25 protein-coding genes are annotated in these 24,780 nt (G+C 45.5%); 1 reads left to right on the top strand and 24 read right to left on the bottom strand.

What is annotated here, in order from left to right; genetic code table 11:
- Nucleotides 1-3: 3 nt before the first annotated feature.
- The 10 genes from ispG to surE all read right to left on the bottom strand — a co-directional run bounded on the left by ispG (nucleotide 4) and on the right by surE (nucleotide 10,226).
- Nucleotides 4-1,281 (bottom strand): flavodoxin-dependent (E)-4-hydroxy-3-methylbut-2-enyl-diphosphate synthase, encoded by a 1,278-nt coding sequence (gene ispG / locus ACO0K1_RS06905; RefSeq protein ID WP_423024062.1) that lies wholly within the window; start codon nucleotides 1,279-1,281, stop codon nucleotides 4-6.
- Between the two features lie 2 nt (nucleotides 1,282-1,283).
- Nucleotides 1,284-2,345, bottom strand: coding sequence for a helix-turn-helix domain-containing protein (locus ACO0K1_RS06900; RefSeq protein WP_423024060.1), 1,062 nt, complete (start codon nucleotides 2,343-2,345; stop codon nucleotides 1,284-1,286).
- Complete coding sequence (pilW, locus tag ACO0K1_RS06895) at nucleotides 2,305-3,111, bottom strand: type IV pilus biogenesis/stability protein PilW (protein WP_423024058.1); 807 nt, start codon at nucleotides 3,109-3,111, stop codon at nucleotides 2,305-2,307. Before pilW ends, ACO0K1_RS06900 begins: the two co-directional genes overlap by 41 nt.
- Nucleotides 3,108-4,265: a 23S rRNA (adenine(2503)-C(2))-methyltransferase RlmN gene (gene rlmN, locus ACO0K1_RS06890; RefSeq protein ID WP_423024056.1), complete on the bottom strand. Its 1,158-nt coding sequence runs from the start codon at nucleotides 4,263-4,265 to the stop codon at nucleotides 3,108-3,110. Before rlmN ends, pilW begins: the two co-directional genes overlap by 4 nt.
- A gap of 84 nt (nucleotides 4,266-4,349) precedes the next feature.
- The gene (gene ndk / locus ACO0K1_RS06885; RefSeq protein WP_422995788.1) at nucleotides 4,350-4,775 is read right to left on the bottom strand and encodes a nucleoside-diphosphate kinase; all 426 of its coding nucleotides are present in this window, start codon (nucleotides 4,773-4,775) and stop codon (nucleotides 4,350-4,352) included.
- A gap of 143 nt (nucleotides 4,776-4,918) precedes the next feature.
- Nucleotides 4,919-6,253, bottom strand: a complete 1,335-nt coding sequence (rlmD, locus tag ACO0K1_RS06880) for a 23S rRNA (uracil(1939)-C(5))-methyltransferase RlmD (RefSeq protein WP_423024054.1) — start codon at nucleotides 6,251-6,253, stop codon at nucleotides 4,919-4,921.
- Between the two features lie 145 nt (nucleotides 6,254-6,398).
- Nucleotides 6,399-7,445: an RNA polymerase sigma factor RpoS gene (gene rpoS, locus ACO0K1_RS06875; protein ID WP_423024052.1), complete on the bottom strand. Its 1,047-nt coding sequence runs from the start codon at nucleotides 7,443-7,445 to the stop codon at nucleotides 6,399-6,401.
- A gap of 174 nt (nucleotides 7,446-7,619) precedes the next feature.
- Nucleotides 7,620-8,564: a peptidoglycan DD-metalloendopeptidase family protein gene (locus ACO0K1_RS06870; RefSeq protein ID WP_423024050.1), complete on the bottom strand. Its 945-nt coding sequence runs from the start codon at nucleotides 8,562-8,564 to the stop codon at nucleotides 7,620-7,622.
- A 73-nt stretch (nucleotides 8,565-8,637) separates the two neighbouring features.
- The gene (locus ACO0K1_RS06865) at nucleotides 8,638-9,492 is read right to left on the bottom strand and encodes a protein-L-isoaspartate(D-aspartate) O-methyltransferase (protein WP_423024048.1); all 855 of its coding nucleotides are present in this window, start codon (nucleotides 9,490-9,492) and stop codon (nucleotides 8,638-8,640) included.
- Nucleotides 9,489-10,226, bottom strand: a complete 738-nt coding sequence (surE, locus tag ACO0K1_RS06860) for a 5'/3'-nucleotidase SurE (protein WP_423024046.1) — start codon at nucleotides 10,224-10,226, stop codon at nucleotides 9,489-9,491. Before surE ends, ACO0K1_RS06865 begins: the two co-directional genes overlap by 4 nt.
- 103 nt (nucleotides 10,227-10,329) lie before the next feature.
- On the opposite strand from surE, the gene ACO0K1_RS06855 reads away from it, so the two are divergent.
- Nucleotides 10,330-11,310: an NADPH:quinone oxidoreductase family protein gene (locus ACO0K1_RS06855; protein ID WP_423024044.1), complete on the top strand. Its 981-nt coding sequence runs from the start codon at nucleotides 10,330-10,332 to the stop codon at nucleotides 11,308-11,310.
- 156 nt (nucleotides 11,311-11,466) lie between these two features.
- Here the strand turns inward: ACO0K1_RS06855 and ACO0K1_RS06850 are convergent, their stop codons facing one another.
- From ACO0K1_RS06850 to gspG, 14 genes are all read right to left on the bottom strand, one after another.
- Nucleotides 11,467-12,696, bottom strand: a complete 1,230-nt coding sequence (locus ACO0K1_RS06850; protein ID WP_423024042.1) for an HD-GYP domain-containing protein — start codon at nucleotides 12,694-12,696, stop codon at nucleotides 11,467-11,469.
- A 96-nt stretch (nucleotides 12,697-12,792) separates the two neighbouring features.
- The gene (locus ACO0K1_RS06845) at nucleotides 12,793-13,515 is read right to left on the bottom strand and encodes a uracil-DNA glycosylase (RefSeq protein WP_423024040.1); all 723 of its coding nucleotides are present in this window, start codon (nucleotides 13,513-13,515) and stop codon (nucleotides 12,793-12,795) included.
- 95 nt (nucleotides 13,516-13,610) lie between these two features.
- Nucleotides 13,611-14,225, bottom strand: a complete 615-nt coding sequence (locus ACO0K1_RS06840; RefSeq protein WP_423024038.1) for a type II secretion system protein N — start codon at nucleotides 14,223-14,225, stop codon at nucleotides 13,611-13,613.
- Nucleotides 14,226-14,236: 11 nt separating this feature from the next.
- Complete coding sequence (gene gspF / locus ACO0K1_RS06835; protein WP_423024036.1) at nucleotides 14,237-15,454, bottom strand: type II secretion system inner membrane protein GspF; 1,218 nt, start codon at nucleotides 15,452-15,454, stop codon at nucleotides 14,237-14,239.
- A gap of 5 nt (nucleotides 15,455-15,459) precedes the next feature.
- Nucleotides 15,460-16,890 (bottom strand): type II secretion system ATPase GspE, encoded by a 1,431-nt coding sequence (gene gspE, locus ACO0K1_RS06830; RefSeq protein WP_423024034.1) that lies wholly within the window; start codon nucleotides 16,888-16,890, stop codon nucleotides 15,460-15,462.
- A gap of 3 nt (nucleotides 16,891-16,893) precedes the next feature.
- On the bottom strand, nucleotides 16,894-19,038 hold the full coding sequence (gspD, locus tag ACO0K1_RS06825; RefSeq protein ID WP_423024032.1) for a type II secretion system secretin GspD: 2,145 nt from the start codon (nucleotides 19,036-19,038) through the stop codon (nucleotides 16,894-16,896).
- 29 nt (nucleotides 19,039-19,067) lie between these two features.
- Entirely contained in the window at nucleotides 19,068-19,850 is a 783-nt protein-coding gene (locus tag ACO0K1_RS06820; protein WP_423024030.1) for a type II secretion system protein N, read from the bottom strand.
- A 9-nt stretch (nucleotides 19,851-19,859) separates the two neighbouring features.
- A complete protein-coding gene (gspM, locus tag ACO0K1_RS06815; RefSeq protein WP_423024028.1) occupies nucleotides 19,860-20,360 on the bottom strand; it encodes a type II secretion system protein GspM in 501 nt (166 codons plus the stop codon).
- Complete coding sequence (gene gspL / locus ACO0K1_RS06810) at nucleotides 20,360-21,613, bottom strand: type II secretion system protein GspL (protein ID WP_423024026.1); 1,254 nt, start codon at nucleotides 21,611-21,613, stop codon at nucleotides 20,360-20,362. Before gspL ends, gspM begins: the two co-directional genes overlap by 1 nt.
- Before the next feature lie 7 nt (nucleotides 21,614-21,620).
- Nucleotides 21,621-22,640, bottom strand: coding sequence for a type II secretion system minor pseudopilin GspK (gene gspK / locus ACO0K1_RS06805; protein ID WP_423024024.1), 1,020 nt, complete (start codon nucleotides 22,638-22,640; stop codon nucleotides 21,621-21,623).
- A 2-nt stretch (nucleotides 22,641-22,642) separates the two neighbouring features.
- A complete protein-coding gene (locus tag ACO0K1_RS06800) occupies nucleotides 22,643-23,323 on the bottom strand; it encodes a PulJ/GspJ family protein (protein ID WP_423024022.1) in 681 nt (226 codons plus the stop codon).
- The gene (gspI, locus tag ACO0K1_RS06795) at nucleotides 23,313-23,693 is read right to left on the bottom strand and encodes a type II secretion system minor pseudopilin GspI (RefSeq protein WP_423024020.1); all 381 of its coding nucleotides are present in this window, start codon (nucleotides 23,691-23,693) and stop codon (nucleotides 23,313-23,315) included. Before gspI ends, ACO0K1_RS06800 begins: the two co-directional genes overlap by 11 nt.
- 1 nt (nucleotide 23,694) lies before the next feature.
- On the bottom strand, nucleotides 23,695-24,156 hold the full coding sequence (locus ACO0K1_RS06790) for a GspH/FimT family pseudopilin (RefSeq protein WP_423024018.1): 462 nt from the start codon (nucleotides 24,154-24,156) through the stop codon (nucleotides 23,695-23,697).
- A 10-nt stretch (nucleotides 24,157-24,166) separates the two neighbouring features.
- Nucleotides 24,167-24,640 (bottom strand): type II secretion system major pseudopilin GspG, encoded by a 474-nt coding sequence (gene gspG / locus ACO0K1_RS06785; protein ID WP_423024016.1) that lies wholly within the window; start codon nucleotides 24,638-24,640, stop codon nucleotides 24,167-24,169.
- Nucleotides 24,641-24,780 lie beyond the last annotated feature (140 nt).

Raw genomic sequence — 24,780 nt, 5'->3', positions numbered from 1 at the left:
ATATTAATTACTTACAACGTCACCCGCGTTTGCGTAACGCTTTTGCACATAATCCAACACAATAGCCTGAAATTCTTCAGCGATCTTATCACCACGCAAAGTCATCGCTTTAACCCCGTCAATAAAGACTGGCGCCGCAGGAGATTCACCCGTACCAGGTAAACTAATACCGATATTTGCGTGCTTAGACTCACCTGGCCCATTGACGATACAGCCCATCACCGCAACATTCATATTTTCTACGCCAGGAAATTGCTTTTTCCAAACTGGCATCTGATCGCGCAAATAAGTTTGAATATCATCCGCCAGCTCTTGAAATACCGTTGACGTCGTTCTACCGCAACCAGGACAAGCGATTACCATTGGCGTAAATTTACGCAAACCCATTGTTTGCAAGATTTCCTGACCAACGATTACTTCGCGACAACGGTCACCACCAGGCTCTGGGGTCAGAGAAATACGGATTGTGTCACCTATTCCCTCTTGCAATAAAACACCCAAAGCTGCGGTAGAGGCAACGATCCCCTTGCTTCCCATGCCAGCTTCAGTCAGCCCCAAGTGTAATGGATAGTCGCAGCGGCTAGAAAGTTCACGATACACTGCGATTAAATCCTGAACACCAGACACCTTGCATGACAAAATTATCTTATCACCCGCCAATCCCAACTCTTCTGCACGTTGCGCGTTTTCGATTGCCGAGGTTATTAACGCCTGATACATCACAGATTGAGCACTCCATGGATTCGGTGACTTGGCATTCTCATCCATAATTCTGGCCAACAATGCCTGATCCAGACTTCCCCAATTAACACCAATTCGAACTGGCTTATCATAACGGCACGCCATTTCGATCATTTGCGCAAACTGCGTATCCCTTTTAGCTCCCTGACCGACATTCCCGGGATTAATGCGATATTTAGACAAAGCTTGCGCACAAGCCGGAAAATCTTTAAGTAAACTATGGCCGTTGTAATGAAAATCACCAACCAACGGCACATCAACACCCATTCTATCGAGTTGCTCACGAATCGCCGGAACAGCTGCAGCAGCTTCTGGGTTATTGACAGTTATTCTCACCAACTCAGAACCTGCGCGAGCGAGCTCTTTAATTTGGATTGCAGTCCCAATCGCATCCGCAGTATCTGTGTTCGTCATAGACTGAACAACGACCGGCGAATTACCACCGATCAGCACTTCACGCTGACCGTAGACAACTTTTGCAACGCGAGTTGAACGCCGAGCCACTGGCCCGGAAGCAATTTCAGACAAAAATGGTTCCATGCTTACTTCACGGTTAAATTAATAACATTTGTATCTTTTGGAGGCACAATATCTAATACCGCGCCTCGCACCCATGCATCGACTCCGTGGGCATTACCAAGTCGCAGCTGCAATGCATCTTTCACATCAAAAAACTCTTCAGTTCCAGCCTTCGCCATGTGAGAAGTTACAATTTCACCCGACTCCTTTTTTATTTGAAGCCAAGAATCCTGTCGAAATTTCAGGTGCAATTGATTACTACCTTGTTTCGCTTCATTTAAAGCCACGGCCGATGAGGGATTCACCACTGTCGCCACAGTCGGCACACTAACCGCAGCAACCTCAGCGTGAGCACTTTTGGTTTCATTTAAATTTGAAACAATCGGCTGGTTTGCTAATGAATCAGAAACGGCTGAGCCCTTCTCATTATTCCCTACCGTTGGCGCAGCATCGGGAGGAAAAGCATCCCCAGCAGCATTATTTGATGCCGACGTTGCAATTTGCGGTAACGATGCTGCGACTTGGTCGGACATTGATTTCTCTGATTCTGAACTTGTAAATAATGACTTAAAAGCTTCAGATCGCTCAAAATGCTGAGCCGCAATAAACAACAAAGCAGCAACAGCTAAAAAAACAGCACCGAGAAGATATTTTTTATTGTTTTCAGCACGACCCAAAAAAGGAGATCTCGACTCAAGGAAAGGAGTCGCCAATGTTGGACGCAAATCAGCATCGAGGGTAAGTCCACTATTATCAGCGGGCAAGCAAGCAAGCAAAGGCGCAGCATCGATCTTTAACAATTTCGCATAAGAACGAACAAATCCGCGCACGATAACCATTTTCGGCAATTTATCAAATTCATTGCTCTCAATTGCTGAAATCTGCCTAAACGAGAGCTTTAGCTGCTCAGCAACTTGCTCAATGCTCAAACCCATCTGTTGCCTTGCATGCATCAAACGCGCCCCCGCAGAATCAGTCACCGCAACTCGCTCCGGGCCCGAATTACCCGAAGGCACCAACTCCGGGGCAGGATTTATATCCACCTCACTCATCAAAAGAACCTCTCTGCAAGAGACTAAACTCAATAGAATCTGGATAACGCTTTCGCAACTGCGCTGACAAACTATTTACTGCGGCATCATTACCAAGTTTTCGTTCAATTTTAATTGCTAACCAAAGAACTTCTGCAGTCAATGTATCTTGCTGGAGAACGCGGCCAACATAAAATTTCGCTTTGGCGTATTCACCACGCTCAAAGAAAGTACGTGCCAAATTTTTATTCAAATCTGGATTTGCCGGATCAATCTTAAATCCTTGCAAGAAGTACTTTTCAGCGGAGGCAGCATCTTTCATCTTCAAGCTGCACACGCCAGCGGCATTGTAAGCCTTCGACAAAGATGGATAATGCTGATTTTGAAGAACTTTATCCAAGTAACCCAAACCCTGCTTTTCGCGTTTATTCACGCATAAAAACCAGCCATAATTGTTTTCAACGTCCAGGTTATCCGGTGCAAGCTTCAATGCGTACAGGAAATTATCTTCCGCCAACTGATTTTCACCCATATCCATGAATATCAATGCACGGACACTATAGGCATCGACCAAGTCAGGAGCAATTGAAATAGCCTGTTTAATTTCCTCAAGTGCTACTTTGTATTGCCTTTGCTGGTAATAACTTATTCCCAACTGCATCCTGATCGAAGCGCGTTTCTGCGCCTCCAATTTCTCTGCGGAAAAATTTGAATCATCCGTTGAACCTTCCAAATGTTTTGAGGCACAAGCAGACAAAACAAAAACAAGAAAAAAGAGAACAAGCCTCCTAAGCCAACGATACGATCCAAAAACTTTCACTGAGTGATCTCCACAATCTTGCCAAAATTTTCGCCAAATTTCTTTTGATACTCCGCCATTTTTTGCATACGCTCCTGGACGCGCGTTCTGTCTTTGACCTCACCTGCCAATTGACCGCAAGCCGCATCAATGTCATCCCCGCGTGTTTTCCGGGTCGTTGTCACGATTCCGGCATCTAGCAAGACCTGAGCAAACGCTTTAATTCTAGGATTTGCGGAACGCTTCAATCCAGATTCGGGAAATGGATTAAACGGAATCAAATTAAACTTACACGGAACATCTTTGACCAACTGAATCAATTCTCTTGCATGCGCATCGGTGTCATTAACACCATCGAGCATGCAATACTCAAAGGTCACGAAGTCACGTGGCGCAAATTCCAGGTACCTCTTGCACGCCGCCATCAGCTCTGACAATGGGTGCTTTTTGTTTAATGGAATCAAACCATCTCTCAAAGTATCATTCGATGCGTGAAGCGAAACCGCCAACGCCACAGGACACTCCTGAGACAATTTATCCATCATTGGCACTACACCACTTGTCGACAGTGTTACCCGGCGGCGAGACAAACCGTATGCATTGTCATCCAACATTAAGCGTAAAGAGGTCACAGTAGGCTCAAAATTCAGCAGTGGCTCACCCATGCCCATCATCACCACATTGGTAATCTGACGCTCCCCTTTAGGGCCCATCGGAATTCCTTTTGTCCTGCGCAATTCAAATTCCGCCATCCATAACTGACCAATGATTTCAGCCACGGTCAGATTACGATTAAATCCTTGCTTACCGGTAGAACAAAAGCGACAATTCACCGCACATCCGGCTTGCGTTGAGATACACAAGGTACCCCGGTTTTCCTCAGGAATAAACACTGTTTCAACAGCATTACCCTGCCCCACATCCACCAACCATTTACGGGTACCGTCTAGTGACGTGTGATCACTTATCACCGCGGGAGCAGTAATCACTGCTCTGGTAGATAACTTTTCTCGCAATGACTTCGCAAGATCAGTCATTTCATCAAAGGTACTTGCACCAAACTGATGAATCCAACGTTGCAACTGCTTTGCACGAAACGGCTTCTCACCCAGTTCGCCACAATACGCAACGAGCTGTTCAGGATCTAAATCCAATAAATTTATGAGTGCCGTCATGTGTTTCCTTCTTACACCCCGTTTCGCAGCGAAGCGAAACGGGGTAACAATTACTTTATTACCTTAATTACAACTCAAAGCAAATTAACGTGAGTACACGTTCAATGCTGGGAAGAAGTAAGCGATTTCAACTGCAGCTGTTTCAGCAGCATCAGAACCGTGAACTGCGTTTGCATCGATCGATTCAGCGAAATCTGCACGGATTGTGCCTTTTTCTGCTTTCTTAGGATCAGTTGCGCCCATCAGATCGCGGTTTTTCAAAATCGCGCCTTCACCTTCCAATACTTGAACAAATACTGGACCAGAGATCATGAAATCAACCAGATCTTTGAAGAATGGACGAGCTGCGTGAACGGCGTAAAAACCTTCAGCTTCAGCACGAGACAATTGCGTCAAACGAGCAGCAACAACTTTCAAACCAGCAGTTTCAAAACGGCTGACAATTTGACCAATCACGTTTTTTGCAACTGCGTCAGGTTTAATAATAGATAATGTACGTTCTATAGCCATCTAAAAACTCCAATAAAAAGAAAGGGTTAAGACAAAAACTCAAGAATTCATCTAACCTTAGATTTTAGCATGAAACACTTGGCACTTGATGTCTTTAAAGAAAGACATCAAAAATACCAGGAAATTTCTTGCCCTAAAATTAATTAAATCAAATCAAAAACTGCCATTGACTCAACATGTGATGTATGTGGAAACATGTTCACTACCCCGGCATAGCTCAAGCGATAACCGCCACCATTAACTAAAATTCCAGCGTCACGCGCAAGGGTTGAGGGGCTACAGGATACGTAAACTATGCGTCTCGGCTTCAACTCAGGAGCAATCTGCGTCAGATCAACTAACCCCTGACAAACCGCCATCGCCCCATCGCGAGGAGGATCAATTAAGAAACGATCAAATTTACCTAATTTAACAAAGTCATTTGCACCGATCTCAAATAAATTCCGAGTGCTAAACGAAGTTTTTGACGACAACCCGTTATGTACCGCATTTTCCAGCGCCCGATCCGTCAACGTAGAACTCCCTTCTATCCCTACCACCTCCCTCGCCAACGTTGCAATTGGCAAAGTGAAATTACCTAATCCACAAAATAAATCTGCAATGCGTTCATCTTTTTGCACATCCAGCAAGCGCAAGGCTTTTGCAACCAAAACTCGATTAATGTGATGATTTACCTGCGTAAAGTCAGTCGGCTTAAACGGCATTTTGACGCCAAATTCTGGCAGGAGATAGTGCAGATCACTCTCCTCGGGATAGTAAGGCTCTGCCGTTTCAGGCCCTTTGGTTTGCAACCACCATTGCACCTGATAGCGATCCGCAAAAGCCTTTAATTTAACCTCATCGTCACTACTTAAGGGGGCCATGATACGCAAAACCATCGCGGTAACACCTTCACCGATCGCCAATTCAATTTGTGGCAACGCCTCAATGATCGATAGCGACGCAATCAAATCTCGCAATGGCAATAGCATTGCAGAAACGTGGACTGGCAAAATCTCACACGTTTCCATGTTTGCGACATAACGCGACTTTTTCTCATGAAAACCGACCAGAACCAGACCCTTTTTCAGAACATGGCGCACCGACAATCGTGCACGATAACGATAACCCCAAGTTGGCCCGTAAATTGGTCGCATCATCGTTTCAGCCTTAACCTTGCCGATGTGCCACAAATTATCCTCCAGCACGCGCTGCTTCATTGCCACCTGTGCGTCCGGTTCGAGGTGCTGCATAGAGCAACCACCACATGTTCCAAAAAATTCACATTTTGGTTGAACACGCTGCGAAGACTTACGATGAATCTCCGATAAGGTCGCCACTTCCCAACTTGGTTTCTTTTTATACGAACTGAACGTTACCAATTCACCTGGCAAAGCACCTTCAACAAAAACAACTTTCCCTTGCGTACCATCCTCGTTTTGCAAATGGCCAACACCACGTGCGTCCATATCAAAAGAACGAATTTCTATTTTATTCATGGGGATTTCGGCGGCAACATTAGTTGCGCCATGTAAAAGATAAATTTCAAAGACGGAATTATAAAAGAACTGACGGCATCCGCCCGATGAATTCTAAAAAAAGGTCGAAATTGATCGGGTAATTAGTGAAATAATTAATGGACTATTAGATGAGAGAATCCCGGCCAACGCCTCGTGACAAGAAAGAACGTTTCAGTTTAATTAACGCCTCTTGCTGAATTTGTCGCACGCGCTCACGGGTAATACCCATTTCATCTGCTAAAGTTTCCAACGTAGCAGGGTCATCATTATCCAAGCCAAACCGACGAGTAACCACAATTCGTTGCTTATCAGGCAATTTTGCAAGCCAATCCCTTACGAGAATAGTCATTTCGTGATGCTCAGCCCGAATATCCGGACCATCATCACTATCACCTGGCAACATATCCATCAGGCTCGATTGAGGATCGTTATCCAATGGCGTATCAAGAGAGGTTGCATGTTCAGACAATGCCAGGATATCCTGCACCTCATCAACCGGCCTATCGACCAATAGCGCAATATCCTCCAAATTGGCGTCACGACCATCCCGTCGCTGAGATTCCAAATGATATTTGGCTCTGAGTATTTGATTTAACTCTCTCACCATATGCACCGGCAAACGTATGGTACGTGCCTGGTTCATAATCGCTCGCTCTATGCTCTGACGTATCCACCAAGTTGCGTAGGTTGAAAAACGAAATCCACGCTCTGGTTCAAACTTGTCGATCGCGTGCATCAAGCCTAAATTACCTTCCTCGATCATATCCAAGAGTGCAACGCCACGATTAATATAGTGCTTAGCGATAGACACAACCAATCTCAAGTTGTGCTCTATCATTTTTTGCCTTGCTTCAAAATCTCCCTGTTTTGCCAGGGTAGCAAAATGCAATTCTTCTTTAGAGTCAAAAAGTGGCCGAGTGCCAATCTGATTTAAATAATATTGTGTTGTATCCGTGGAAAGTTCAGCAGCAAGGACATTTTTCAGCTCATCAATTGGAGCAACGATGAGAGATGCCGGATCAACACCTTGGGCCTCAGCTCCCTCAATTTCTACATCCACTGCTTCAACAACACTTTCATTGTCAACATTGTCATCAACCTCAAACGAGGAAGCATCAGCCTCTCCGAAAGTGGGAACATCTAACTTTTGGTTGAGCGCATTTTTTTGCATAGCTTTTAGAGTTGTGAATACTAAATATGATTAAACCCGGAAGTACATCAAAACAATTATTCACCTGCTAAACTAAAATTTATATTACAGCGATTACCAAACTATTGCCAACATTTTAACTATCAAACGCAATCCAAGAGCAAAATTCCCCACAACAACATTTTGAGTTACTTTTTAACGTGCCGGCAAGTATTTCAGCGGATCAACCGGCTTACCCTGCAATCGAATTTCAAAATGCAGTTTCACACTATCACTATCAGAATTCCCCATTTCGGCAATTTTTTGCCCTTTAGTAATTGTCTGCCCCTCTTTTACGAGGATGGTTTTATTATGCGCATAAGCAGAAAGCAGGTTGGTGCTGTGCTTAATAATGACCAAATTCCCATATCCTCGAATTCCGCTACCCGCATACATGACTTTACCAGCACCAGCAGCCAATATATCCTGCCCCATCTTACCCGATAAATCCAATCCCTTATTCTTCGCATCATCAAATCCAGACAGCACTTTGCCTTCGACTGGCCACATCCAATCGACCATATCCGGATCGACGACCAGTTTTTCTGTCGTTTTATCAGATGGTTTAACCACAACAGCTGTATCGTTTTTCAACGATGCTGTCGCGACGCCATCAGTTTTTTGCATTTCAGCTAAAACACTTTCAGAATACGGGCGCTTTTCGCCCTTTGGCGCATTTTTATTCGCTGAACTTATCGTCGGCATGGACTTGACGTCAATCTGCGCGACCGGAACAGGGCTCACTTGTGTACTCATACTACTAGCCACGTCAGGTGGTGCCACTCGCAAAACTTGATCAACCTTAATATCGTTCGGGTTTTTGAGGCTGTTCCACGCCACCAAATCACTATAGCTTTGGCCATGATCGAGCGCAATACGATATAAAGTATCACCACGTTTTACAACATAATTACCTCTTGCTACTTCAGGTGCTTTGATAACAAGCTTCGCCACAGGAGTGACGTTAATTGTTTCTGCAACTACAGGCAGAGAACTGCGCTCTATCACAGGAGCCTTATTTGGCGCGGTACTACAAGCAGATAGAAATAGGCAAAAGCAATTGATGCCCAATATATGTTTTACGTAATTTATTTTTCTCATTCTCATTACAGATTGCCAGTAAATTCCTGTCTAAAATTATTCCCAATTAAAGCTATCGTAGTGATCTTACTTGTTAGATGATGCCAGAATGCAATGGAACAAAGTGGCAATTTTCGACCACCACACTACTCCATTCGGAATCGGAGACACGTTCAATTAATTGCAGGACTTGCTGACGCCCACCAACAGGAGCAATTAACCGACCACCAACTTTTAATTGTGTTAAGAGTGCCTGGGGCACCTCCATCCCAGCCGCAGCCAGTATGATACCGTCAAATGGTGCCACTTGAGGCAATCCCAACATCCCATCTCCATAATGCAGGCGGATATTCGCTATTCGCATAGGTCGCAAGTTATTTTTTGCCAATTCATGCAACGCTTTTATTCGTTCAATGGAATACACATTTTGAGCAACTAAAGAAAGAACCGCAGCTTGATACCCACAACCTGTGCCAATCTCCAACACATTATCCAACTTATTACCATTCCGAAGGATCTCCACCATTCGCGCCACAATATAGGGCTGCGAAATTGTTTGGTGGTGACCAATAGGCAATGAGGCATCAATATACGCCTGACTAGCGAGCCCAGACTCCAAAAACAAATGCCTGGGCACTGCTCGCATCGCCTCCAATACGACCCCATCTTTTACGCCCTGCTGCGCTATTCTTACCACCATCGCCCGCCTTACCGCTTCCGACACCAAAGGGCTTTCAGAAGTATTCAATATCTCCGTCCTCTGCTGTTTCCCGATGCCATGATCAGTGGTCGGCGCGGAACGATTCGAACTTTGAAAATCACGTCCAAGGTTTTGAATTGCAGTTTGTGTGGAAACACTTGTCGCTATGCGATTGCGGCCAGCATTATCCTTTCTCTCGACGACAGAGGACAGAGGCAATGGAAAACGTTTTTCTTTTGCCGTCGTCATTCGAATGTCATGGCCAGCATGTCCAATTGTTTGTAGTTAGTCAAATCCACTTGTAGGGGCGTTACTGATACATATGATTTTGCTGTGACGTCAAAATCCGTCCCATCGCCTCCATCACGAACGCCACCGGGTGGACCAATCCAGAATAATTCGCGCCCTTGTGGATCAAGCATGGGAATCACTGGCTCGGAAGCATGTCTTTTTCCTAAACGTGATTTACGCACACCTTTAATTTCATTAAACGGAAGATTTGGTATATTCACATTCAGCAAGTAAGGGCGTGGCAACTCAGGGAAACCAAACTTCACTAAATTACAGGCGTATTTGACGGCAACATCAAGGTGCGCCCATCCCTTATGCACTTGTGAAAAAGCAATCGCTGGGATACCAAACAAGAACCCCTCAGTCGCAGCTGCCACCGTCCCAGAGTACAAGGTATCGTCGCCCATATTCTGACCTTGATTGATACCAGAGACGATCAAATCTGGCATCTCCTTCAGGATAGAAGTGAGAGCGACGTGCACGCAATCTGATGGCGTACCATTAACAAAGTAAAAACCATTCTCAGCACGGTGCACAGTCAAAGGACGGTCTAGCGTCAAAGCATTCGATGCGCCCGATCGATTACTATCTGGCGCAACCACAGTCACGTCAGCAAACTCTGCCAAAGCAGCGGATAGCATCACAATGCCGGGGGCAAGGTAACCATCATCATTACTAATTAGGATTTTCATAATCCACATTCTAACCGAAGGACAAAAACAAATTTCTACCTATGTGACTTTTTTACGGCATAATAAAAATAAACGATCGTACTATTTTCAATGGAGACAAAAAATGAAAGCTGCGGTTTGCAAAGCGTGGGGCCTACCAGATACCCTTGAAATCATGGAATTACCAGATTTAGTTCCTGGATCTGGCCAGGTTGGTATTCAGGTTAAAGCTGCGGGGGTTAATTTCCCCGATGTTTTAATCATTCAGAACAAATATCAATTTAAGCCAGAGCTACCATTTTCTCCTGGCAGTGAACTTTCAGGTGAAATTTACGCAGTCGGAGAAGGTGTTACACATCTCAAAAAAGGCGATAAAGTTATTGCCTTTATTGGTCACGGTGCGTTCGCTCAGCAAGTTTTGGCGCCAGCTGCTTCTGTGATGCCAATGCCACCAGGAATGGATTTCGACACTGCAGCCGCAATTACTCTCACCTATGGCACATCGCATCACGCCATCGTCGATAGAGCTCAGCTTAAGTCCGGCGAGACTATGCTGGTATTGGGCGCCGCTGGTGGCGTAGGCTTGGCGGCAATAGAAATTGGCAAAGCGTTAGGTGCAAAAGTCATCGCAGCGGCCTCTTCCGAAGAAAAACTTGACATATGCCGACAGCACGGTGCTGATATATTAATTAATTACAGCACTGCTGATTTACGTGAGGCGATTAAAGCTGCAACTGACGGCAAAGGCCCAGATGTAATTTATGATCCAGTTGGCGGCATCTACGCGGAACCAGCTTTCCGATCGATTGCATGGCGTGGTCGTTATCTGGTCGTGGGCTTTGCGAATGGCGAAATTCCTAAGCTTCCGCTTAACTTAACGTTACTAAAAGGCGCCTCATTAGTTGGCGTATTTTGGGGCGAATTTGCTAAGCGTGAGCCAAAAAATAATTTAGCTGCAATGAGAGAGCTATTAGGATGGCTCAATGAAGGAAAAATTAAACCACATATTTCTAAGCGTTATACACTGAATGAAACTGCACAGGCGCTCAATGACCTTGCAGCTCGCAAGGTGACGGGTAAAATTGTTATTCACCCTGAGGAATGATAAATCTCATCAATTGAAGAAATTTTAAAAAATTTTAAAGTTTAAAGTTCAAAGTTCAAAGTTCAAAGTTCAAAGTTTAAAGTTTAAAAATTTGATTAAAACTTCATTTTTCATCATGAAGTTTTAATCATTATTTAGTCAAACAAACCCTACTACTCAGTGTGGTGCAGCATCACCGAGCCAATACTGGTCGATATCTTTGAGATTCCACTTTGCTGCGTCTTCACGATTTGCAATTCTATCCTGCAACCCTGCCCCCGCCAGGTCGAGTAGCTCTGGTGCAATGTAAGACATTGACTTGATCGAGAAGAAAACTCTGACTTTTGGCGCCAACAACGACTTACCGACTTGTTGCTCAACCACCACGCCCAGACGGCCAGAATCGAGGCGAACAAGTGTGCCGACGGGATATATCCCAATACTTTTAACAAATGCCTGAAAGATTTTTTCATCAAAATGGCCTTTACTCCACTCGGCCATTTTGCGAATCGATTCCGCTGGACACCAGCCCTGCTTATAGGGACGATTAGACGTAATCGCATCATAAACATCACAGACCGCCCCCATGCGAGCAAGCAAACTAATTTGTTCGCCTTTAAGACCCTCAGGGTACCCGGTACCATCCATTTTTTCGTGATGATGCAAACAAACATCCAGTGCAACTGGACTTACACCGTTAGACTCTAGCAAGATTTTATGTCCTGCGGAAGGATGCTCTTTCACTGAAACAAACTCATCATCAGTCAACTTTCCAGGCTTATTTAGAATTTCGCCTGGCACCATCATTTTACCTATATCGTGCAACAATCCAGCCAGACCAGCCTCGCGAGTGTCATCCTCACTCAGCCCTAATTGCTTAGCTAACGATACCATCAATGCACACACGGCGATTGAGTGCATGTATGTGTAATCATCTTTGGTTTTTAGTCTTGCCAACCCAATTAAGGCGCCTGGGTTTCGCATCACTGAATCTGCGATCTCCTCGACCAATTCTTTGGCGTTACCGACGTCAACAGCCTTCCCCATGCGCGCTTCGCTAAACATAGAAAATACGGCTTCTTTCGACTTACTGACTATACGTGACGCCCGCCCCAGTTCATCACCCATCGATACCGGTGCCACTTCCGTTACCACGATGGGCTTTTCCACAACCACCACCGGTTCTTTCACAGGCGGTGGCAATTGTTCACTTTCTTGAAATACGTCCAAGCCCTTGCTTGTATCAATCCAAGCTTCACGAATTTTTGTTTTTTGAATTTCCGTTAATTCAGCTTGCTCACTAAGAAGAAACGACTTCTTCCAAAATGGACTGTCCATCCACGAACCACACAGTTCATGGACATACATACCAAGTCTCATTTGCGAAATTTCAATTTTTTTTAACATAACGACTTAGGTAATATTCTGTTTGGAGACGTTACTCAAACGCAATACCTTAATTATTCTACAAAGCTGCCAACTAAGCCATCAAAAGCTTGAGTTCTAACAAAATTTTTCCTTCTGGCAACTATTCAACAACCGCATCGGTCTGAATAATTCGTGCATTGAGGGATTTTTTATGAAGGTCAAGTTATATGGATGCTCTGCAAGAATCTGGGGAAGCACCGCAAGTTCAGAAATATTTTTCAACGACTCAGCAATCTTACCCCACAAAATCAATGATGGCATTGATCCAGGTGAAACAGAATGGAATTTATAAAGTGACGCACAAATCGATCTAAAAAATGGCTGCCAAGATTTACCATCTTTTACTGGCGCAACTGTGGTTCTAAAGACCAGCGACGCATTTAGCAAAAGAATTCCCTGGCTGGATAGATTTTTTTGCAATTCGGGCAAGGTTTGTATGAAACCAAATTCGGGATGAATTGCTTTTCGAGCAATCTCTGCCATAGCCGCACCTGAGGTAGCATCTTTATCAAGATCTCCAGACGCCACCAGTAGCATTTTTATAAAGTTCCGTAAGGAGGTAGCACGATTAACTGGCTTTGAAAGACCGCTTCCATCGCTTGACCAAAGTGAAGTCACGGCACCATCCATAAAACACACGCCGGTGGCACTTTCTTCTCTCGGGTAAGGCCCTTCTCCTACCAATACATAACGAACCATATCAATGGGTAACTCGAAAGCCGCGAACAATCGCCCCTTAGTTGGATAGAACTCAGACAAAACTAATTGTTCAAAATAATCAGGTTCTTGCCGTTGCATTGCGACCAATCCTGCGACAACTGCGTCGAGCCAAGACGGATGGACACACTGCAAACCATATCGAATTTCAGCAGGTAAAAAGTCGAGGCCGACGTTCATTTCCCATTGCCAGGGTTTGGAATTGGTAATGGCGCCTCTGGAAACCCTTGAGCCACGTTTGGGGGATTCGGGTTATTCGATGGGGGTGGACCGTTCGAAGACACTGGCGGGGATTGTGGTGCCCGCGGCGGAAAGCCAACTGGTGCGATCGGTGTCCCTAGAGGCGCTTCATTGCCAGGATTACGAACCGAACCAGGCACGATATTGACGATCGCATTTTCAGGTAATGGGACTCTGCGCAACACGCCAGATTCGGAAATCATTACATACTTTTCATGCACCTCTTTGAGCACAACACCAGGGGCTATTTCTCCATTGAGTGCAACAGCTTGTGCTGTTTTACCATTAGCAGCAACAATCGCTAGGCTCTCAAGGTTTTTTCTCGCAATGATGATACCTTTAAGATCATAATTGCTCGGTGCAACTTGCCCCCCTTGAATACCGCCAAAAATCCCCCCCCATTGACCAGCACCTGGCTCAACATTCCCTTTCATTGGTGGTTCGGCAACACTACGATTGACAGGCTTAAAAACATGCAATCCCCAAAAACTCAGGGATACACAAAGTACAACAAATGCAATAAAACTCCAAAGCAAAGGCAAGCGTTTCATCTCGTTCCTTGTCAGCGTACTAGCTGATTAATTTCAATAATTGGCATCAATACTGCCAGCACAATCAGAAGCACTACACCCCCCATAGCCAGGATCAAGACCGGCTCAAGCAGACCTGCAATAGTCAATGCTCGACGCTCTAAATCTTGCTCCTGAGCACTTGATGCACGCTCAAGCATTGCCGGCAACTCACCAGTAACCTCGCCAGCCCTAATCATGTGTATCAACATCGGAGGGAAATGTTTATGCGCTGCCAATGCCCGCGCCAGCCCTACACCTTCACGGACACTTGCAGTCGCTTCCTCAACCTGTTCACGCATGGCAACATTCGATAAAGTTTCACGGCTGGTTTGCAGTGCACGTAAAATTGGCACGCCAGAACCCGTAGTAATCGCTAATGTACTCGCAAAGCGCGCAGTATTTAAGCTACGCTCAAATTTCCCGTAAACAGGTGCTGTCAAAAGCCATTTATGCCAACGCATTTTTACGTCAGGATTTTTTAGTGCCGTACGCCACCCAAAAAATGCGGCAACCAAAATCAACGCCACCAACCAACCATATGAGCGAACGAAATCAGAAATCGCGAGCATCATGACAGTCAAAAATGGCAATTTTTGCTTTGTATTCGCAAACACCGAGACAATTTGTGGAACGACGTAGGTAAGTAAGAAAATGACGATAGCAAAAGCGACGATAGTCACGATTGCAGGATACGTAAAAGCTAATTTTACTTTTTGGACCAACGCGTTCCGACGTTCAATATAATCCGCCAACCTTGACAGTACGCGGGCTAAGTGACCGATTTGTTCACCGGATGCCACCAAAGCACAGTAAATTTCCGCAAAATCATTAGGGTGCTGCTTTAAAGCGTCAGACAGGGCCGCACCAGCCATCACTTCTGATCGAATGGAAGCAATAATATCGCGTATGAAGGTTCGTTCTGATTGTTCGAGCAACGCCGTTAAGGACTGCTCCAAGGGCAAGCCTGCCTCCAGCAAGCTCGCTAGCTGGCGTGTAAATAAAGCCAATTCGACGTTCGATAGCCGCTCAGCAAACCAAGCCCGTTTTTGCCCTCCTGCGTCAGATTGACTAAGGATAGATTCAACACTCACAGGCACCAAACCTTGAGAACGCAAATCACTGCGCGCGGCTCTGGCACTATCAGCGTTTAGAACGCCTTTACTTGTAACACCATCACTCGTAATGGCTTCGTATCGAAATGCTGGCACTATTTCTATTCCTTAGTTACACGCAAAACTTCTTCTTGCGTCGTGACACCACTTCGTATCCATCGATCACCATCCTCACGCATGGTTTTCATGCCATTTTTTTGTGCAGCAACCCGAACTTCGGCCTCAGAAGCCTGGTGATGAATCTGCGCCCGAATTTCATCCGTAGTTTGCAATAACTCATAAACACCAAGTCGTCCTTGATAACCTGTGTGACCACACTGCTCACATCCAACGGCATGCCATCTTCCAGCTTCTTCACGTCGACAATGAACACACAACTTACGAACTAATCGTTGCGCCACTACGCCCAATAAAGACGAGGACAGTAAAAATGGTTCAATGCCCATATCAAGTAATCGAGTGACCGCAGCGGATGAGTCGTTAGTATGTAAAGTTGCCAATACTAAATGACCAGTTAATGACGCTTGCACCGCTATCTGCGCGGTCTCGAGATCACGAATCTCGCCGATCATGATGACATCAGGATCCTGTCGCAAAATAGCACGCAGGGCTTTCGCAAAGGTCATATCAATACGTGCGTTTACTTGTGTCTGACCAACACCAGCCAGTTCATACTCAATCGGATCTTCAACAGTCAGAATATTAGTGGTTCCTGCATTAACTCTCGACAAGGCAGCGTAAAGAGTCGTCGTTTTCCCAGAGCCAGTTGGACCAGTTACCAACACAATGCCATGTGGTTGAGAAATAAGTTTGTCAAAACTTTGCAGTACATCGTCACTCATACCGAGATTACTCAAATCTAGCCGCCCGGCTTCCTTATCCAATAGACGCAGCACTGCCCGCTCTCCGTGTCCCGTCGGCAACGTGGAAACACGCACATCAACAGGTTTACCACCTATGCGAAGTGTGATACGACCATCCTGTGGAAGTCGCTTTTCAGCGATATCCAACTGCGCCATGATTTTGATACGCGAGATCAATGATGCATGAATTGCTTTACGTGGTCGAACAACATCTCGCAGAGAACCATCAACCCGAAAACGAACCACTGATATTTGTTCAAATGGCTCGATATGAATGTCTGAAGCGCCGTCGCGCAAGGCTTGGGTAAGTAAGGCATTGATCATGCGAATCACAGGAGCATCGTCCGCTGATTCAAGTAAATCTTCAATCGCGGGCATGTCCATCAACAGCTTCGCTAGATCAAGATCTGATTCCACTTCACCAACGACATCCGCAGCATCGCCACCAGAGCCCGCATAAGCCTTGGCAATTAAGTCGCTGAGCGCTTCCGGGGAAAGGACATTGAGCTTAATTTTGCCGAATTTACGTCCTACTTCAGCAATTGCGGAGGACGCAGTTTTTGTTGATATAGAAATTTCTACAGGCGAATCGGGAACAGATGTATCCCTGCTGGCAAGCACCAAAAAATCACGCGCAAAACCATACGGCAATAAGCGATTCTCTAGCATGACTTATTTACTTTCAGCGCCGGTGGTCTTCGATGAAGGCAAAGTAAGAGTCGGAGACATTGACATCAGCTTACCTTTCTCCATCTCAGGCAACACTGTGTTAGCACTACCACTTTTTGGCACAGACATCTGAGTTCGCATGTAATCATAACGATCCAAAGAAACATTATTGCTTTCGTCCGCATTACGAATAACGGTAGGACGCAAGAAGACCATTAAGTTTGTCTTGTTTCGGGTCGAAGTCTGATACTTAAACAAATTACCGATAACCGGTATATCACCCAGCCCCGTTACTTTCTCGGTTGTGTCACCCACGGTATCTTGAATCAAGCCACCCAATGCGAGTATCGCTCCATCTTCAACCAAAACAGTTGTTGATATGGTTCGTAATGTTGTAGTTGGCCCCGAAGCGTTCGTCGCTGAACTGGCAACGACCGCTGAACTTTCCTGAAAGATCGATAATTTAACAGTACCGCCTTCGGAAATTTGCGGCTTAATTGTTAATTTCAAACCTACATCTTTTCGTTCAATTGTTTGAAAGGGGTTAACGCCCGCTGAACCCGTTGCGGCTGAAGTGGTAAATTGACCAGTGATAAAAGGGACATTTTGACCGACAATAATCTTGGCTTCCTCGTTATCCAAAGTCAGTACGTTTGGCATAGAGAGGATATTGGTGCCATCGCCACTATCCACCATATGTGCCAATGCACCTAATCCTAGCTGCCCACCGATTTGTTTGAAAATACCAACTGACAAGCCATTACTTGGAAGTGGTGTCGAACTTGTTGCCAGATTCGCCAAATTATTGTTACCAGTAGAAAAAATCGTACCTCCACCGATTCGGTAGTTACTATTGGAGTTACCCGACAAACCAGCCCACTGAACACCAAAGTCGTTTGCTTTGTCTGCATTAACTTCGATAATCAGTGCTTCGATATAAACTTGCGCGCGTCTTGCGTCAAGTTGATCAATCACTGTACGTAAATTTTTGTATACCGCTTCACTAGCAGTGATAATCAACGTATTTGTTGCTGCATCAGCCTGGATAAAACCAGCGGCTGCCCCACCACCACTGCCCTTATTAATATTTGAACTGGAAGTTGCTGAATTACCGCCAAGACCATTGCTATTACCGTTGATACTAAAGCCATTTTGTGATCCGCCATTTGCCCCACCCTGTGAAGATGTGGCTGCGCTTGACAATCCACTGCTTGCCGGCTGCTCTGATGTGTCCCCCGTAACAATAGAACGTAGCGTCTGCGCCAGTTTCACGGCTTCAGCATTGCGCAAATACACCACATGTACATTCCCGGGCAGAGCTGTTGGCTGATCTAATTTTGCAACAACCGCTTTAATCAAATGAGCACGTGCCTCAGATGGTGCTCTCAACAATAAGGAATTAGTACGCGGATCCGCCATTAAAACAGCGTGCCCAGAATCTGCCGCGCCAGCGACATTATTTTCAGTCAACTTACTCACCATCGCTGCAATGTCTGTTGCCATGGCGTATTTAACAGGAATCACATCCAAATCAACAATTGCGGGCACATCTAGTCCAGCGATAATCTTATTCAATCGTTTCAAATTATCAGCATAATCTGTGATGACAACTGAATTATTGCCAGGATTTGCGTTGATCGTATTATTTGGAGAAATCAAAGGCCGAAGTACAGTGACGATGTTGGCTGCTGATTCATAATTTAAGTGATAAATTTGTGTTGCAACCTGATCACCTTTAACCGATTCACCTTTGTCGCCGCGGATCGCTTGAGTTGGCCCAGGTTGCAATTTTGCGTCAGCTTCAGGAACTACTTTGTAGTATCCGTCTGCATACACAACGGCATAACCTTGCAAACGTAATGTCGACGTTAGCAATTTAAAGGCCTGATCTTTCGTCAATGGCTTCTCAGAGACAAGATTAACCTGCCCCTTGACTCGAGGATCAATGATAAAAGTTGTGCCTGTGTAGTGCCCGATTGCTTTTACGACAGATTCGATGTCGGCACCGACAAAATTTAAATCAGCTGTATTTTTATCAGGAGTTTGTGCCACTGCGACAGCACCAATAAAACAACCAGCACTTAACAACACCGCACCAGTGATAGCGGATAAATGATAGCGTGGTTTGCGTAAGGAATTGCGGATCATAGCTGCCCTGCTTTTTAATAGAAAAGTTTTCATTTGAACTCTAACGCGATTACATCCTTATCACCGTCTTTACGGCGTTGCCCAAGCAAATTTAACAAATTCGCCAATTTTGTTTCATGTCCATCCTGTGCCCATGCCTTGCCAGAAAATTGAAAATGTCCATCATTTAACGCACCCCTTCCGCTTAACATCATCGGCCCGCTTTCGGTGATCAGATTCACGTCAGCGTTAGTACCATGCAAATCAAACGACATTTTATAACTCCCTAGCGGCCTCACCGGAGAAAGCCTCGAGGCCATCTCGGAGAGACTTAACTGCAACTGTCCCTGAGCATTCACGACTGCCCCCTCTCTTGAAAATTGCAAATTACTCCAAGATAAATGCAAATTTCCTGAAGGTCCAATCGTATTCAATGGCGCACCCAAGCCCTCTAAACGTTCGGTTGGCAAAAGAAGAGTAGCGGGACTAATATGCAACTCAGAAAAATTTCCTCTTACCTTTATCGGCACGGATAGAGACTCTGAATTCTGCAACTCCAAATCGACTTGCGTCAATAAAATCAGGGGAGAAATCTGCCACACGAATCGTCCCGGAAATAACGGCGTCACGGGATCACTAACACCAGCGGCAACGCCAACAAAGGCCGAACCATTCCAGAATGAACCTTGCACATCCCCTAAACTTAAACGACCGTGCGTCTGACGCTCTATCAACACGCCCATCCAGCTAGCCGGCAGAAAAAAAAGTATGGTCAGCAAAAGACTAAAGATCGCTACCAAAATCCACAACAACTTCGCTGAATACTTATTCATAGTGCCACTTCATAATCCGCCACGTTGTTGCTTAAGCACCAAAGTGACCGATACCTGACCACTTTCAGGTAAAGCAAGAACACGCGCTTCTTCAACGGTCAGCCGTAATGCGCGTTGCGACTCCAACAACCAATCCATTACATTCGCATATCCTACACTTTGGATTTGAATCCTCACAATATCGTCAGTGACACTCAACGATTGTGTCTTAATGCCTCGTGCAGCTAAGCTACCTTCCATAATTTCTTTTGTCACTGGCTCGACTATTTGGGTCAGGCCAGCAGCTAATCTGGCTTGCTCTCCACCCAACGCAGACATTTCTGCAACCTGCTGACGCAGTTCAGGGATTTGCTTCTCTAGTCGCGCTTTGCCAGTAATTGCCGGGTCTAAAAAAATGAGATACAGCAAGCTAAAACCAATCAAAGCTGCAGCTGTGCCTAACATTTTTTGCTCACGTTTATCACGCGCGTTCCAAAACGATTCAAACTGTTGAATAATTTGTTGTTTCATCACTTCGCCTCTACCTGAGCGATGTGCAGCACACCGTCGGAGGTGGTTGTTAATCGCATTGCTTGTTCTTCCAAAGCAGTGCGCAACTGCTCCATTGGGATCGAGCTTACGGATTTCACTCTCACTTCTAACCCATGTTCTTTGTAATCTAAGGACGCAATTGTCGTCGTTTTACCAACCATCACTCGATCCCAGACTTGCGCAAACCGTGAAGCGAAAACAACGAAATCATCGGGTGCAAATTGTCCAGCCAACTTCTTCGTCTGATTTACTTTTTGCCTCATTTGCAACAAAGGATTGAGAATTGTTGTTTCTTTTGGAAAGCTCGTTTTGTAGGTTTGGATTAATACATCATTTAAGTTTTTAGCTGATCTCTTTAAGTTAAACCACTCGAGATTCAACGCAACAACATTCACCACTAAAATCATCGCAACTAATCGCAATGGCCAGCGCCATGAAGCCCAATCAATCGCTGGCTTATGAATTGAAGCAATATTCGACATCAGATCAGGTGTCAGCGATTGAATACCCCCCACTCTGGTCACCCATCCAAGCGGTAGAATAAACATACGTTCACCCAGTTGATTGGCGTCAATCACTGACTGATAGCCATCAATTTCATTTGCAGATACGTAGATATCGGCTTGATTTTCAGGAGCAAGGATATTAAGCATATTGATCAGACTATCCCGCTCATTCGAGGCAAGCTTAAAGCCTGCCCCTTGCAACAATCCTGTCCGCAACAATAGACTTAATCCATCATCACTATCCTCAAATACGGCTGATACCTTGCCGCTATCAGGCGATAATATCAATGCGAGCTGTGCCGGATAAGCGACTATTTTCTTTACTGGCCAGTCTTTAACAACCATCGCCAAGTGCTCAATCCAACGGCGATCACATACAGCGACCGTCGATTCACCTTCGACAATAGGACCAGCAACTAGTACTGTATCGGATGGATCACCTGTAATTTGTTCTTCGAGCAAATTGGGTAACGCAGACTTAAATTTGGCCGCAGACATCGGTGGGACTTTAGTCACGAACAAACTGACATCGCTGGCATCAACAAGCAAACTCAGTTGACGAACCTCGCCTGACAGTACTTTCAACTCGGTAAAATTTTTATGCCCGTGCTGCAAGACATTCCCCTCGGCGGAGAAGATCGCAAATGGCAACGGCTGCATGACCCAATCTGGTCTGTTTTGAACTAAAGCCCTTGCGGGTATAGAAATATAAAGTGTACTGGCCATTTTTTGTTTAATTTTCTTTTACCCAAAGTACCGTTGTCGCACCATCACTCGTTCTCGAGACCAAGGCACTAACATCAAGTGCGGAACGGTTCATTTTTACTTTACCGTTCACAACAAAATACCCTGTTTTTGTATCGATAGTTGATGCCATATCACTGCTAATCTTGCTGGAAAACCGATGTTGAAGATCTTGGAAATTATTAAAAAACGCTGTTTTTCGACTGGCGATAATAAGCGCCGCATCCCCCATACTAATATCCTCACCTCTCGCCGCAATGACTTCGGCTGGAGCGGTATTAAAATTTATCGGTGTTATTCCCGCAGTTCTGGGTAAGACCACCACAAAGGGACGTAAGTTCGCAATCATATCAGGCGTAAATCCAGATACCGCAAGTAAATCATCAACTTGGGTAAATCGCAAGAATTGTACCGTTGAATTGTTGTTGGCAGATGTTGAAATAGTTGCCGCGGCTGTGCTAGCAGGAGCCGGGCCTTGCCCGCCATTATTCCCAGAAGGTGGCCCTTGCACTTTTGACTGGGTTTGAGCAATTGCAGAGGCTGCCGCAGCTGCCAATCCTGGAGACATCTGTAAATTAGCCAACAAACGTGAAAATACAGCAACTTCGCGTGAGTCGACAATGCCATTTGTCGCAAGATTATTAAGATTGTAGGAAGCCTGCGCATCAACAATTTGCCCTGAAAGCGTCGCATCATTATTTGCAGCGTCTTGACTATCTTCTTCGACGTATTGATCTAGCCTCGTATTTTCTAACTTTACGGCCCAGGGCTCATCAAGATAATCCGCATTGGAGTGCCGCGCATCTTCACGCAAAATTAACCTTGCCCAATCAATTGCACCTCGTAAAATCCATTTTTTTTGAAGCTGCATACGCTGATTTTCTATGGATCGCACTTGTACCTGTTGTTGCCAAAACAAACTAGCAACGATCGTGATCGCCAAGGTTGTCAGCAACAGCGCCGTAACCACTGCAACGCCACTTTGACGCAGATTTTTTGAAGGTCGCATCGTTAATTTGCTCCCAACAAGAAAATCTTTTTCATTGCGCCAGAATGTCCTTGAACTTGCATAGAGACCTCAAGCCCAGCTAATGAGGCCGTTTTTGAAGACGGTGCGGCCAAGTTATTGTTCGCTGGAGGCACGTTGGTATCGGCACTAGCTAAAGTATCATCTCCGTTCACCCGCCAACCTTGCTCGCCCTGCCTCCAAGTGCGAAGATTGAATGACATAACCTGTTTTTGTAATTGAATAGCAGCTGCACCGTCAACATCCTGCACAGCACTTTGCCACTCAGCCAATAACACAGATATTTCACGGGTCGGAGCCAACGTGCGACGTGCGAGAACGCCATCAGCAACGTTATAAACGACAACCTGATAGAGAACTGGCTGTTTTTCATCAAACACTGAACGAATAATCATTAATTTGCTACCCGCGGCAGTCAATACACTTTGACCAGGTAGCATTGAGGCATCCATCACGTGCGCACAATCATTTTCGATCTGCGCAAAAGCCAATTGGATACCGCGTGTCTGCAACATCTCATCGTTCAATGTTTCGCGCGCTCTGACAATCGCGTCAAGACCACGCCATCCGAGGACAGCGACGATACCGAGAATCGTGATTGCAACCAGCAATTCAATCAATGTAAATCCGGCGGAACGACGCTGGCGAGATGTCCTAAAGCGCATTCGGAACAACCTGTGTGAGCTTAATAATACGTCTATCCGGTTTATCGTTCTCAAACACCTGCACCTCCACTCGCCTGAACGACGGATTAGGGGTTGCAATAACGTGTTCTTCACATTGAAGGATTAAATCAGCCTGAGGACATTCAAAATTGCTATCGCCCAAAGGTGGCCATTCACGCGCTAAACGAATTTGCGCAAGGCGATTTTCAGCCGACCAGGTTGCCATTAGAGACACGCGCAGATCATTACTATTTTGAGTCAGACTGCCGACCGCACGCAAGCTTGCCCCGAGCGCAGTCCCGACAATGACCAGTGCGACCAACACTTCAAGTAAGGTGAACCCTGACTGGCGGGCATAGTGTAAGCGCATCTTATTCGACTGAAAAATGGCCAATACCGTCCGCGATCACTTTTACGCTGGCGTCCGGCATTTTGAGGGTTAAAACAAAGGGTTTATCAACAGGTTCACGTCCAAATACGATACGCACGCCTGATTGATTCTGCGGTGGCTCTATACTGAGTTCGATCGGCGACACATCAAACTCTCTCTCTCGAAGCATATCGTCCTTGAGTGGCGACCAAACCCTGTCCTCACGAACCAAAAACCGATAGGAAAATTGATCAGCATCAAACGCTACGGGCAGATTCCGTAAAATGGCCTCATCTCTTGCCAATTGAAAGAGTAGCGCAATACGTTTGGCGTCATTTTGCAATTTTTGACGGGAGCTTGGCATTGCATTAAAACTCACGACTCCAAGCATCAAACCAGCAATCACCATGACCACCAGTAATTCAAGCAGTGTAAAGCCATATTGCCTGCGCCGATTTCTCATTTAGCTGGCTCTACAAGTCCCAAGAACCGATGTCCGCATCGTTACCGACACCACCTGCCTGACCATCTGCGCCATACGAAAAGACATCCACCTCACCTTTCAGACCAGGCGACAGATATTGGTAAGGATTACCCCATGGGTCTTTTGGTAATTTATCGATATAACCTCCTGTTTTCCAGCCGTTTGCGACTGGTCCGGAGGACGGTTTGACAATTAAGGCCTGTAGCCCCTGCTCAGTTGTCGGATATCGTTGATTATCAAGTCGATATAGTTTGAGGGCTTGCATAATCGTCGAAATATCCTGCTTCGCCGCAGCAATGCGAGCATCATCAGTACGCCCCATCAATTTTGGAACTACCAGGGCGGCGAGAATACCCATAATTACCACAACAACCATAATCTCGATCAGCGTAAATCCACGTGAACGACGAATTTTTGTCGAGGAAAATGAACCAGTGACAGCAACAGAGTGAAAATTGGACATAAATACTTTTAAAAAAAATTAATTTCTATTAAAACACCCGCCCCAACCGCGATGTGCACGGAAGTATAACGCCGGAATATAACACACCGATTAGTTGTTACTTAAAATAACAAAAAGCCAGTAACCCTGCGTTTCGTCGC

The sequence above is a fragment of the Undibacterium sp. SXout20W genome (assembly GCF_049340285.1).
GTDB lineage: Bacteria > Pseudomonadota > Gammaproteobacteria > Burkholderiales > Burkholderiaceae_D > Undibacterium.
Note: the sequence above shows the minus strand (reverse complement) of the source record. Positions and strands in the feature narration are given on the sequence as shown.